The organism is Caulobacter sp. UNC358MFTsu5.1 (assembly GCF_000712075.1).
GTDB lineage: Bacteria > Pseudomonadota > Alphaproteobacteria > Caulobacterales > Caulobacteraceae > Caulobacter.
The window spans coordinates 300,818-313,245 of sequence record NZ_JONW01000006.1; the positions used below are offsets into that span (position 1 = coordinate 300,818).

At 68.8% G+C, this 12,428-nt stretch carries 12 protein-coding genes and 1 pseudogene; 6 read left to right on the forward strand and 7 right to left on the reverse strand.

Translation table 11 applies throughout. The annotated features are described in order from the left end of the window. Positions 1-4: 4 nt before the first annotated feature. Positions 5-1,192, reverse strand: coding sequence for an acetyl-CoA C-acyltransferase (locus tag BR39_RS0110130; protein WP_029910840.1), 1,188 nt, complete (start codon positions 1,190-1,192; stop codon positions 5-7). A gap of 336 nt (positions 1,193-1,528) precedes the next feature. On the opposite strand from BR39_RS0110130, the gene BR39_RS0110135 reads away from it, so the two are divergent. Further along, entirely contained in the window at positions 1,529-3,916 is a 2,388-nt protein-coding gene (locus BR39_RS0110135; protein WP_029910843.1) for a TonB-dependent receptor, read from the forward strand. Between the two features lie 109 nt (positions 3,917-4,025). Here the strand turns inward: BR39_RS0110135 and BR39_RS0110140 are convergent, their stop codons facing one another. The 5 genes and pseudogenes from BR39_RS0110140 to BR39_RS0110160 form a co-directional block, all read right to left on the reverse strand. After that, positions 4,026-4,442, reverse strand: coding sequence for a DUF4440 domain-containing protein (locus BR39_RS0110140; protein WP_029910846.1), 417 nt, complete (start codon positions 4,440-4,442; stop codon positions 4,026-4,028). 64 nt (positions 4,443-4,506) lie between these two features. Next, on the reverse strand, positions 4,507-5,202 hold the full coding sequence (locus BR39_RS0110145; RefSeq protein ID WP_029910848.1) for a TPM domain-containing protein: 696 nt from the start codon (positions 5,200-5,202) through the stop codon (positions 4,507-4,509). Beyond that, entirely contained in the window at positions 5,202-5,993 is a 792-nt protein-coding gene (locus BR39_RS0110150) for a YgcG family protein (RefSeq protein WP_029910851.1), read from the reverse strand. Before BR39_RS0110150 ends, BR39_RS0110145 begins: the two co-directional genes overlap by 1 nt. Next, positions 5,988-6,059 (reverse strand): annotated as a pseudogene (locus BR39_RS27435) (hypothetical protein); the annotation flags it as partial. The gene BR39_RS0110150 and the pseudogene BR39_RS27435, both read right to left, overlap by 6 nt. Positions 6,060-6,158: 99 nt before the next feature. Then, on the reverse strand, positions 6,159-6,803 hold the full coding sequence (locus BR39_RS0110160) for a LemA family protein (RefSeq protein WP_029910854.1): 645 nt from the start codon (positions 6,801-6,803) through the stop codon (positions 6,159-6,161). A 266-nt stretch (positions 6,804-7,069) separates the two neighbouring features. Here BR39_RS0110160 and BR39_RS0110165 point away from each other — a divergent pair, with 266 nt between their 5' ends. Then, a complete protein-coding gene (locus tag BR39_RS0110165) occupies positions 7,070-8,023 on the forward strand; it encodes a DUF1254 domain-containing protein (protein WP_197026674.1) in 954 nt (317 codons plus the stop codon). Between the two features lie 3 nt (positions 8,024-8,026). Here BR39_RS0110165 and BR39_RS0110170 read toward each other — a convergent pair whose 3' ends face one another. Further along, complete coding sequence (locus tag BR39_RS0110170; RefSeq protein WP_029910860.1) at positions 8,027-9,325, reverse strand: acyl-CoA dehydrogenase family protein; 1,299 nt, start codon at positions 9,323-9,325, stop codon at positions 8,027-8,029. Between the two features lie 147 nt (positions 9,326-9,472). Here BR39_RS0110170 and BR39_RS0110175 point away from each other — a divergent pair, with 147 nt between their 5' ends. The 4 genes from BR39_RS0110175 (at position 9,473) to BR39_RS0110195 (ending at position 12,407) form a co-directional block, all read left to right on the forward strand. Then, positions 9,473-10,663: an FAD-dependent oxidoreductase gene (locus tag BR39_RS0110175; protein WP_029910863.1), complete on the forward strand. Its 1,191-nt coding sequence runs from the start codon at positions 9,473-9,475 to the stop codon at positions 10,661-10,663. A 267-nt stretch (positions 10,664-10,930) separates the two neighbouring features. After that, a complete protein-coding gene (locus BR39_RS0110185) occupies positions 10,931-11,266 on the forward strand; it encodes a hypothetical protein (RefSeq protein ID WP_029910866.1) in 336 nt (111 codons plus the stop codon). A gap of 132 nt (positions 11,267-11,398) precedes the next feature. Next, positions 11,399-11,641, forward strand: a complete 243-nt coding sequence (locus tag BR39_RS0110190; RefSeq protein ID WP_029910869.1) for a PaaI family thioesterase — start codon at positions 11,399-11,401, stop codon at positions 11,639-11,641. A gap of 211 nt (positions 11,642-11,852) precedes the next feature. Next, positions 11,853-12,407, forward strand: coding sequence for a F0F1 ATP synthase subunit delta (locus BR39_RS0110195; protein WP_029910872.1), 555 nt, complete (start codon positions 11,853-11,855; stop codon positions 12,405-12,407). Positions 12,408-12,428 lie beyond the last annotated feature (21 nt).

A 12,428-nucleotide genomic window follows, 5' to 3' on the forward strand; every position in this document is an offset into this window, starting at 1 on the left:
GGGATCAGAAGATCTCGAACAGGCCGGCGGCGCCCATGCCGCCACCGATGCACATGGTCACCACGCCCAGCTTGGCCTTGCGGCGCTTGCCTTCCAGCAGCAGGTGGCCGGCGCAGCGGGCGCCGGTCATGCCGAACGGGTGGCCGATGGCGATCGAGCCGCCGTTGACGTTGTACTTCTCCGGGTCGATGCCCAGGCGGTCGCGGCTGTAGAGGCACTGGCTGGCGAAGGCCTCGTTCAGCTCCCACAGGTCGATGTCGTCGACCTTCAGGCCGTGGCGTTCCAGCAGGCGCGGCACGGCGAAGACCGGGCCGATGCCCATCTCGTCGGGCTCGCAGCCGGCGATGGCGAAGCCTTTGAACAGGCCCAGCGGCTCGAGGTTGCGGCGGGCGGCCTCCTTGGCGTCCATGATCACCACGGCGGCGGCGCCGTCCGACAGCTGGCTGGCGTTGCCGGCGGTGATGAAGTTGCCCGGACCCTTGACCGGCTCCAGCTTGGCCAGGCCTTCCAGGGTGGTCTCGGGACGATTGCACTCGTCCTTGGTGACCACGTAGTCGACCAGGCTCTCTTCCTTGGTCTCCTTGTTGACCACCTTCATCTTGGTGGCCATCGGGACGATCTCGTTGTCGAACAGGCCGGCGGCCTGGGCGGCGGCGATGCGCTGCTGGCTGCGCAGCGAATATTCGTCCTGGTATTCGCGGCTGATGTTGTAGCGCTTGGCCACGATATCGGCGGTGTCGATCATCGCCATCCACAGGGCCGGCTTTTCCTTCATCAGCTTGTCTTCGGTGATGTGGAAGCGGTTCATGTGGCCGCCGCCCTGGACCAGCGAGATCGACTCCACCCCGCCGCCGATGGCGACCGGGGCGCCGTCGTTGCGCACGTAGTTGGCGGCGGTGGCGATGGCCTGCAGGCCCGAGGAGCAGAAGCGGTTGACGGTCTGGCCCGAGGTGGTGACCGGCAGGCCGGCCCAGATGGCCGCGTTGCGGGCGACGTTCATGCCGGTGGCGCCTTCGGGACCGCCGCAGCCCAGGACCACGTCCTCCACTTCCGGGCCTTCCAGGCCGGCGCGCGACACGGCGTGCTGGATGGCGTGGCCGGCCATGGCCGCGCCGTGGGTGTTGTTGAACCCGCCGCGGTTGGACTTGGCCAGGCCCGTCCGGGCGTAAGAGACGATGACCGCTTCGCGCATTGGGCGCACTCCCCTTTAAACGTTAGTTTGAATTGGCGGCCACCCTAGACCGGGATTTCCGCCGGCGAAAGGTCACGCGAACGTAAAGCGGGCGACGCGCCGATAGCGGTAACGCTTGGCAGGAAAAGGCTCCGAGCTTGACTGTAGCGTGATCCCGCTCGCCAAGAACTCATTGGACATTGTTGCCCGTAATCCACGCGCACGGGGAAAGATCATTGCGCCTCGGCAATGGTCTGGTTTGGCGTTGACTTTCAATGATTCGAGCAAGAACGCTTAGGTTGTGGCCGAAAATTATAATTTTAAATGGTCGCTGAAAACCGAAAGCGGGAGGAATTCATGCGTTCTGTAAAGCACCGGCGGCAGGCATGGCTGGCCGCGTCTGCGCTGGCGGCGGCGTCGATCGCCGCGCCCGTGGCCGCCCTGGCCCAGCAGTCCAACACCAACAACACCGTCGAGGAGCTGGTCGTCACCGCCACCAAGCGCGACGCGACGATCCTGGACGTGCCCTTCTCGATCAACGCCCAGACCGAGGCCGACATCCAGAAGAGCGGCGCGGTGACGCTGGAGGACCTGTCGCGCAACGTGGCCGGCCTGACGATCCAGAACCTGGGGCCGGGCCAGAGCCAGGTGGCCGTGCGCGGCGTCTCGGCCGGCCAGGTGGTCCGCGACCAGCCGGGGGTGAAGGAGCAGGTCGGGGTCTATCTCGACGAGTCGGTGATCTCGCTGTCGCTGTTCACGCCCGACGTCGACCTGTTCGACCTGAACCGGGTGGAGACCCTGCGCGGGCCGCAGGGCACGCTGTTCGGCTCGGGCTCGGTCGGCGGCACCATCCGCTACATCACCAACCAGCCCAAGCTGGGCGCCTATGACGGCACGGTGGAGGCCAATTTCAACGTGCTGCAGGGCGGCGACGTCGGCGGCTACCTGAAGGGCGTGGTCAACCTGCCGCTGTCGGACAAGGCCGCCCTGCGGGTGGTCGGCTACGACACCGAATACGCCGGCTTCGTCGACGCCCTGGGCGAGGGCGGGACGCGCAAGAAGAACGTCAACGACGGCTCCCGTCGCGGCGGCCGGGTCTCGCTGCTGCTGCAGCCGACCGAGGCCATCAGCATCACCCCGCGCCTGGTCTATCAGGAGATCAAGGCCGGCGGCTTCAACCGCCAGGAGGCGTTCAACCTGTTCGCCAACCCGTTCACCACCACCCGCCCGGCCATCACGATGGGCGAGCGCGAGCAGTACCTGCTGCTGGACGAGAGCTTCGGCGACAAGACCTTCCTGGGCGACCTGACCGCCACCTTCGGCTTCGACACCGTCGAGCTGACCTCGGTCACCAGCTACATCGACCGCAAGATCGACGTGAACCGCGACGCCAGCGCCCTGACCGGCAGCGTCTCGGTGGACCTGGGCTTCCCTGACGCGGCGGTCACCCTGCCGTCCAAGCTGGTCGACACCACCGACCTGGAGCAGTTCACCCAGGAGGTGCGGCTCAGCTCGCACAGCGACAGCCCGCTGCAGTGGCTGGTCGGGGCGTTCTATTCGAAGGTCGACCGGGTCTATAACCAGCGCCTGCCGACGCCGGGCTACGACGCCTATACCGACGCCACCCTGGGCGCGGGCACCTCGGCCGCCGTGGCCAACGGCTTCCCGGCCAACTCGCCCTACAACGCCTCGCTGCCCTACGACATCAAGCAGAAGGCGGTGTTCGGCGAGGCCAGCTACGAATACGGCAAGCTGACCGTGACGGCCGGCGGCCGCTACTACGACTTCAACGAGGAGCGCCGCTTCACCTCGGGCGGCCTGTTCGCCAACGGCGACGACCAGACCGACAAGACCTCGTCCGATGGTTTCACCCCGCGCCTACTGCTCAGCTACAAGGCCGACGCCGACCTGACCTTCAACGCCCAGGCGTCCAAGGGCTTCCGGCTGGGCGGGGTCAATGACCCGCTGAACCTGCCGCTCTGCTCGCCGCAGGACGAGGCCATCTTCGGCGGTTACCAGAGCTATGACGACGAGACCCTGTGGAACTACGAGGGCGGGATGAAGTCGCGGATGGGCCGCGTCAGCTTCAACGGCGCGGTGTTCTACACCGACATCAAGAACCTGCAGACGACCCTGGACGCCGGCTCGTGCTCGTCGCGCGTGGTGTTCAACGTGCCCAAGGCCCACACCATGGGGGTCGAGGGCGAGCTGACGGCCCGCCTGGCCAACGGCTTCGACCTGGGTGTCTCGGGCAGCCTGGTGGAGGCCGAGTTCGACTCCACGGTCACGGACGGCACGGGCGCGGTGATCGGCGGCATCCGCGACGGCAACCGCCTGCCGTCGGTGCCGAAGTTCCAGATCTCGATCAACGCCACCTATACCCGCAGCCTGACCGAGACCATGGACGGCTACGTCACCGCCTCGTTCCAGCACGTGGGCAGCCGCTACACCCAGCCCAGCGACCAGGAGGACAACCCGCGCGACTTCGTCTCGGGCCTGCCGTTCGGCGGGGCCTCGGGCGACGACGCCACGACCCTGAACCTGAAGCTGCCCAGCTACGACATCATCAACCTCAGCGCCGGCGTGCAGATGGACAACGGCCTGGACGTCATCGTCTACGTCAACAACGTCAACGACGAGAACGCCCTGCTGTCGTTCGACCGCGAACGCGGCGGGCGGGCGCGGCTGGGCTACACGATCGGCCAGCCGCGCACGGCGGGCCTGACGATCCGCAAGTCGTTCTAGGTGGGGCCGGGGACATGCCCTTGGGCGTGTCCCCATCAGCATCCACGGGGCCAGGACTTGGGGACACGCCGCAAGGGCGCGTCCCCGGTTGGGGGGCGCGTCCCCGGTCCTATTTCGGCTGCGGTTCGGCCAGCAGGTCGGCGTGGCGGTGGATCATCTTCCAGTCGCCGTCCTCGCGGCGGAAGATCTCGGTCACCCGCAGGTGCATCTCCACCGGCTGGTCCTTGCCCGCGAACAGCACGCTGGCGTGCTGCAGGCCGGTCCAATAGGCCAGCTCGCCGCTGGCCTGGCTGTGCAGGATCTCCAGGGTCGTCTCGCCGCCGGGCGCCATGCTGCGCGCGCCGCGGGCGTTGACGGCGGTCACGTGGCCGGCCCCCTGCTCGCGCCCCCCGCCCGGCGGGAAGAAGCTGGCCGGATTGGCCTGGGCGGCGATCTCGCCCAGCGGCCCGGCGTCGCCGTTCACATAGGCCTGGGCCACGGCCCGGCGCCGGTCGAGGAAGGCGGTGAAGTCGTCCTGGTCGCTCATCGGATCCTCCTGGTCGTCACGCCCAGAACGCGCGACGGCGGCGGATGTAGCCCGCGCGGCGGTCCTATCGTGGCAGCACCGTCAGACCGTCGGGCAGCTCGTTGACGTCGCCCGGGCGCGGCGGGACGTGGGCGGCCAGGATCGCGCCGGTGCGGGCGATGGCGGCCACGAAGCCGTCGGCCACGGCTCCGCGCTTGAGGCCGGCGACCAGGTCGGCCACCACCGCGTCCCACACCGCCGCCGGCGCGGCGGCGTGGATGCCGGCGTCGGCGATCACCTCGACGCGGTGCTCGGCCAGGGCCGCGAAGATCAGCACCCCGGTCCGCTCGCGGGTCAGGTGCAGGTCCTTGGCCAGGAAATAGTCCATGGCCGCGTGGCGGACCCGCGCCGTCTTGACCGGCCCGGGGATCAGGCCCCGGCGCACGGCGGGGATCGAGACCAGGGCGGCCGTGACCGCGAAGATCGCCGCCTGCAGGCCGACATAGGTCAGCAGGGCCGAGAGGATGGCCACGTCGTGGGCGGCCTCGTGGCCGACGCTCCAGCCGCCGAACAGCCGGCTCAGCATCTCGGGGCGGAAGCCCGCCAGCAGGGCCAGGGCCGGCAGCAGCAGGGCCGCGCTGGCCGCCCAGATCAGCGGCACGGCGCGGTCGTCGCCGACCTCTGGGGCCAGCACGCAATAGATCTCGCCGGCGGTGGTCTTCTCGGCCTCGGCCACGGCCTTGGCGATGCGTTCCTGGTCGGTCTGCGAAAGCGTGTGCATCACCAGCTCCCCGAAGATCCGCCGCCGCCGAACGAGCCGCCGCCGCCGGAGAAGCCTCCGCCGCCACCGCCGCCGCCGGAGAAACCGCCGCCGCCGCCCCGGCCGCCGCTCAGCATGCCGTTCAGGATGATCCAGGGCAGGGCCGAGCCCAGGCCGCCGCGCCGGCCGCGCCGGCTGAACATGTTGCTCAGGATCACGATGACGATGAACAGCACGATCAGGACCAGGATCGGCGAGGGGCCGGTGTTGCGCTCGGCCTGTTGCGAGACCTTGAACGCCTGCTCGGCCTTGGCCCTGGCTTCCTCGTCGGGCAGGCCCAGCTGCTGGATGATCGCGTCGGTCCCGGCCGTGACCCCGCCCTCAAGGTCGCCGGCCTTGAACTTGGGCAGGATGGCCGTCTGGATGATGACGCTGGACAGGGCGTCGGTCAGGATCGGCTCCAGGCCGTAGCCGACCTCGATCCGCACCTTGCGCTCGGCCGGGGCGACGATCAGCAGGGCGCCGGTGTTGGTCCCCTTCTCGCCGATGCCCCAGGCGCGGCCCAGCTGGTAGCCGTAGTCCTCGATCTCGTAGCCCTGCAGGCTGGGCACGGTGGCCACCACCAGCTGGCGGCCGCTGGTCTTCTCCAGGTTCTCCAGCTTGGTCGTCAGCTCGGCTTCGACCTGCGGCGACAGGATGTTCGCGCCGTCGACGACGCGCCCGGTCAGGGGCGGGAAGGTCGGGGCGGCGGCCAGGGCGGACGTGGGAAGAGCGGGGAGGGCGAAGAGGAACAGCGCCAGGAAGACGAGCACATAGCTCCTCACCCGCGCGGCGGGGGAGGTGGCGCGATGCGGATACGCATCGTGACGGAGGGGGCGTCGAGCGGGCGCGTCGCGGCGGCGGGACGCCCCCTCCGACCGCTGCGCGGCCACCTCCCCCGTTTCACGGGGGAGGAGAGATGCGCCCGGCGCGATCACCTAGTTCCCCGGGGCGGGCTGGGTGCTGGCCGCCGGGGCCGGCGGGGCGCTGAAGTCGATGCTGGGCGCCGACTGGGCGTTGGCCGTGGCCTGGAACAGCTGGGCCGGCTTCTGGCTGCCGTACAGGGTCTTGGCCCAGATGATGCTGGGGAAGGTCCGCAGTGTGGTGTTGTAGACCTGGGCGGTGTTGTTGTAGTCGCGCCGGGCGATCGAGATGCGGTTCTCGGTGCCCTCCAGCTGGCTCTGCAGGGCCAGGAAGTTCTGGTTGGACTTCAGCTCCGGATAGCTTTCCTGGATCATCATCAGCCGGCCCAGCACGCCCGACAGCTTGTCCTGGGCGGCGGCGTACTGCTCGAACTGCGCCGGGTCGGTGATGGTCGAGGCGTCGACCTTGACCTGGGTGGCGCTGGCGCGCGCCTGGGTGACCTCGACCAGCACGCCCTTCTCCTGGGCCGCGTAGCCCTTCACCGTCGCCACCAGGTTGGGGATCAGGTCGGAGCGGCGCTGATACTGGTTCTGCACCTCGGCCCAGGCGGTCTTGGTCGCCTCGTCCTGGGTGGGGATGGTGTTGATCCCGCAGCCCGCCAGCAGGATCGTGGCGGCTAGAACAGGCGCGAGACGGGTGAGGGTTCTGAGCATGCGCATGGAAGTCCCTTCGAACCGGGTTGGATCCAAGTATGGCGGCGTTCCAGGCACACTAACGACGCGCGTCCCGCCGATGCAAACGCGATAACGACCTGAGCTTGTATTTTCACGCAATGCGCGCGCTTGTCATCATGGAAACGTCAGGCGCGTAGGGACGGTCGAAGGCGCGGCCCCACGGGTTTCCACGCCCTGGCTCCGGGGTCTCCCCGATTGCGGGCGGTCGCCGTCGCCCTTGATCCTGTGGGGGTCCACAGGAAGGGCGCGTCATGTCCGTGATTGTAAACGCCGACAATTTCGTCCGGGCCGAAACCGACAACTACATGCTCGGCTTCGTCAGGAACGGAGCGCTCGGGAAATTCTCCCACGTCAGGGAGCCGGCCGCGATCGACAAGCAGGATGTCGTCCGGCTCAATCGCGACACGCTGTACAGTCAGGGACTCTTCGACCTGGACGCCGGCGACGTGACGATCACCTTGCCCGACGCCGGCGCGCGGTACATGGCGCTGCAGATCATCGACGAGGACCACTATACGCACGGCGTCGAGCACGCGCCGGCCCGCAGGGTCCTGACCAAGGCCGACATCGGCACGCGATATGTCGCCGCGCTGGTGCGCACGTTGGTCGATCCGACCGACGACGCCGACGTGAAGGCGGTTCATCGGCTGCAGGACGCGGTGACCGTCACCCAGGCCGGGGTCGGAGCCGCCGATTTTCCCGATTGGGACCAGGCCAGCCTGACCCAGGTTCGCGACGCCCTGAAGGTGCTGGGCTCGGGGCTCTCGAACTTCGAGCACGCGTTCGGTTCGCGGACGGAGGTTGATCCGTTTCGCCGCCTGGTCGGCGCCGCCGCGGGCTGGGGCGGCAATCCGGACTCCGAGGCGATGTACATCGGCGGTCAACCGGAGGCCAACGACGGCCGGACCGTCCATCGGCTGACGGTCAAGGACGTGCCGGTCGACGGCTTCTGGTCGATCAGCATCTATAATGCGGCCGGCTATTTCGAGCCCAACAGCCGCGACAGCTACACCATCAACAGCATCACCGCCGACAAGGACGCCGACGGCTCCATCACGGTGCGGTTCGGGGGATGCGAGGGCGGTGGCCCCAACTGCCTCTCGGTTCCCCCCGGCTGGAACTACCTCGTGCGCCTCTATCGGCCGCGCGCGGAAGTGCGGGAGGGACGATGGGTCTTTCCGAAGCCCGAGCCGGTGGCGGGATAAGACCTACACCCCCTCGGCCGCGAACGCCGCCTTGCGCGGGCCGATGTAGCCGAACAGCCAGGCGGCGACCTTGCGCATCTGGATCTCCTCGCTGCCCTCGGTGATCCGGTAGCGGCGGTGGTGGCGGTAGATGTGCTCGAACGGCTTGTGGCGCGAATAGCCCAGGCCCCCGTGCACCTGCATGGCCCGGTCGGCGGCCTCGCAGCACAGGCGGTTAGCCCAGTAGTTGCACATCGAGACCTTGTCGGAGAGCCGCTTCTCGACCTCCGGCTTGGTCATCTGGTCCATCTCCCAGGCGGTCTTGCGGATCAGCAGGCGCAGCATCTCGGCCTGGGTGGCCAGCTCGACCAGCGGGAACTGGATGGCCTGGTTCTCGGCCAGGGCCTTGCCGAACGGCTTGCGCGTGCGCGCGTACTTGACGCTCTCTTCTATGCAGAAGACCGCCGCCCCCAGGCTGGAGGCCGCCTGGCGGATGCGGTTCTCGTGCACGAAGTGCTGGGCCAGGGCCAGGCCGCCGCCCTCGGGACCGAACATCGCCCCGTCCGGGACCCAGACGTTGGTGAAGCTGACCCGCGGGTGGTCTGTGGGCATGTTGAAGGTCCAGAGGTACTCCTCGATCTTCACGCCCGGCGCATGGGCCGGCACGAGGAAGCAGGTGATCCCCCGCGCGTCGCCGTCCTCGCCGCCGGTGCGGGCGAACAGGGCGCAGTGGGTGGCCACGTGCATGCCGGTGGTCCACATCTTCTCGCCGTCGATCCGCCATCCTGGTTGGCCGTGGCGCTCCTCGCGGACGGCGCGGGTCTCCATGAAGGTGGCGTCCGAGCCGTGGTTCGGCTCGGTCAGGCCGAAGGTCGGGCGGAAGGCGTGGCGGTCCAGCATGTCGGGGATCAGGTGCTGCTGGTCGGGCCGGCCGAAGTCGCGGATCATCAGCACGAACGGATTGTTGCCGACGATCGAGTGCTCGTTCTGCAGGTCGTTGAACAGGCCCAGGCCCTTGGCCGCCAGGTGCTCGCGGATCACCGCCATCCAGAGGTTCGAGCCGTCCTGGCCGCCGTACGTCTTGGGCAGGGCGAAGCGGTAGTGGCCGGCGGCGTCGGCCAGGCCCCGGGCCTTGGCCAGCAGCTCTTCCCACTCGCGCCGGGGCAGGCCGCCGCCGTCCCAGTCGGTGCGGGCCCATTCGCGGCGGTGGTCGAAGAAGCGCTCGTTGTCGTGCTCGGCCTGCAGGGGCGCGATGGTGTCGGCGATGAACGCGTCCAGAGTCGCCAGATATGCCGTCAGTTCCGCCGGCGGATTGAAGTCCATGACCGCGTCTCCTCGAAGCTTCTGTGAGCCTTGAAAAGCAGCATGCGCCCCCCTTCGGGCGGACGACAACCGTGACGTGGGGGAACGCGCTTGGCGGGAGCCCGGGCCCCTGGTTAGGGTCGGCGCGGTCAGTATGGGGAGGCGTCCATGATCACGACGAGCAGTCGGCGGGCCATGCTGGCGGGACTGGGCGGGCTTGGCGCGACCAGCCTGGCCGGCTGCGTGACCCAGGGCGGAACCGCGAGCGGCCTGATCGCCCCGTCCCGGCCCGCCTTCGTCGTGCCGCCGCTGGCCCCGCTGCGGATGAGCGTCGACCGCATCACCAAGATCACCGTCTGCCTGCGCCCGTTCCGAGCCGCCGGACCCCGCCTCGACGTCGAGCAGGTCGCCGGAAAGCGGGTGGTGCACAACTACGGCCACGGCGGCAGCGGCTGGTCGCTGTCGTGGGGCTCCAGCACCATCGCCGCCGGCAAGGCCCTGGAGGGCGGGACCAAGGAGGTCGCGGTGATCGGCTGCGGCGCCCTGGGCCTGACCTCGGCCCTGCTGCTGCAGCGGGCCGGCGCCAAGGTGACGATCTACGCCAAGGAGCGCACGCCCCAGACCCGCTCGTTCCGCGCCACCGGCACCTGGTCGCCGGACTCGCGCGTCGCCGACGCCGACAAGGCAGCCCCCGGCTTCCCGGCCCTGTGGGAGGAGATGGCCCGCGCGTCCTACGCCGCCTACCAGACCCTTCTGGGCCTGCCGGGCGAGCCGGTGTCGTGGAGCGACCGCTACACGCTGCTCGGCGGCGGGGCCGGCGGTCCGCGCGGGCCCCGTCCCGCCGGGTCGGTCCATTTCGCCGAGTACGGCGAGCGGCTGCACGACATCGTGCCCGGCTTCCAGGACCTGCCGGCCGGGTCGCACCCGTTCCCGGTCGAGCGGGTCCGGCACGGGACCTCGATGCAGTTCAACGTCAGCGACCTGGCCCACATGCTGACCAACGACTTCCTGGCCGAGGGCGGCCGGATCGTGGCCATGACCTTCGACACCCCCGCCGACCTGGCGCGGCTGAGCGAGCCGGTGGTGGTCAACTGCACCGGCTACGGCGCGCGGGCGCTGTGGAAGGACGAGACCATCACCCCGGTGCGCGGCCAGATCGCCTGGCTGGCCGCCCAGCCCGAGGTCCACTACGGGGTCTACTACAAGCACGTATCGGTGCTGCCGCGGCCGGACGGGATCGTCGTGCAGTATGTCGGCGACAGCGACATGTGGGGCTACGGGATCGACGTCGAGCGACCCGACCGGGCCGAGGCGGAGAACGCCGTGACGACCATCGCGAGCCTCTACGAAAGGGCGTGAGCGCCGCGCCGTTTTCTCCAGGACCCCGCCGTTTCCTCAGCGCGGCCGGGCCGTTTCCGGAAAAGGCGCCCGTTTCACTAAAAAATGCTCATGCGAAATAATTTTCGCTTGCGCAATTTCTGAACGCTGATATCTAAGCAGTGCTTAGTTCTGATCCGAAGCATCGGTGGGGATACCGATGCCGACATCCCCGGGTTGGAGCGACCAGTACAGCTTATCGCCGATCATTCGATCTCCACTCCCCTGTACACGCTGGAGGGCTCTCTCATGAAGCTCCAATCCCTGGCGGCTGCCGCCGCCCTGACGACCTGCCTGTTCGCCGGCTCGGCCTTCGCCGACGGCCGCATCGCCGTCGCCCTGCAAAACCCGGTCGCCGCCAAGACCAAGGTCGTCGCCGGCGGCGCCGTCTTCGTCTGCGACGGCGCCGAGTGCGTCTCGACCGCCGCCCCGTCGCGGGCCCTGACCGCCGTGGCGTGCAAGGCGCTCGCCAAGGAAGTCGGCCCCGTGGCCGCCTTCGGCGGCGACACCAAGTCGCTGGACGCCGACGACCTGACCCGCTGCAACGCCTCGGCCAAGGCCGGCGTGCAGACGGCTTCGAAGTAAGTCGTCTCTTATCTACCCGGACGCTTTTGGGGCCCCGCCCTGTCCGGCTGTTTCCTCGAGCATTCGCCTATGGGGCGGCGGACCGGTTCCGCCGCCCTTTTTCTTTGTCCGGGTTGGGACTATGGGACCCTCATGAGCACCTCGACCGCCGCCCTGCTGGAAGACGCCCTGCGCGAGATCGCCGGGCCCGACGCCGAGCCGACCTCGATGACCGTCGACTACGGCGCGTCCGTCGCGGACGGACCCTTGGCCGGCAAGGCCTGGGTCGAGCGCTCGACCCGCAGCCTGGTCTTCGCCCAGGCCGAGCTCCGTACCGACGACGGAAACCTGGTCGCCGCCGCCTCGGCGGTGTTCCGCAGGGTCACCCAAGCGTAGCCGGACCTGTTTTACGAAAAGCCGTCGCTCCTTACGCATTGGCCTTGGTTGCGACTGCGAAGGCTGCGTGTTATCAGGCGCGCGGCTTCGGACAGGGCAGCGCGTCAGCGCCGGCCGTCCATGCGCTTTTTCCAAGCGCGCTCAAGCCTTTAAGCCGGGATGAGGGTTAATCTTCTTGTCCGCGGCGATTGCAACGCACCGGGCGGAACAAGTGGCGGACGAAACCAAGGCGACGGATGCGGGTCAGCGCTATGCGCAGTCCCTGTTCGAACTGACGATCGAGAGCAACCAGCTGACCAAGGTCGAGGCCGACCTGAAGTCTCTGCGGGCGATGGCGGCCGAGAGCGCCGACCTGCGCCGGCTGATCGAGAGCCCCGCCTTCTCGGCCGAGGACAAGGCCAAGGGCCTGGTGGCCGTGGCGACCAAGGCCAAGTTCCAGCTGCTGACCGCCAAGTTCCTGGGCCTGGTGGCCAGCAACGGCCGCGCCGGCGACCTGATGGGCGCCATCAGCGCCTTCGTCGAGCTGTCGGCCCAGCACCGCGGCGTCGTGACCGCCGAGGTGGTCACCGCCAAGGCCCTGACCGCCGCCCAGCTGAAGGGCGTGTCGGCCGCCGTCGCCACGGCCGTCGGCAAGACCCCCGAAATCTCGACCCGCGTCGATCCGTCCATCCTGGGCGGCATCAAGGTGCGTGTCGGCTCCCGCCTGTTCGACGCCTCGCTCCGTTCGAAGCTCGATTCCCTGAAATTCGCCCTCAAGCGCGCTTAAGCGTATAAGCGCGCCCAAAAA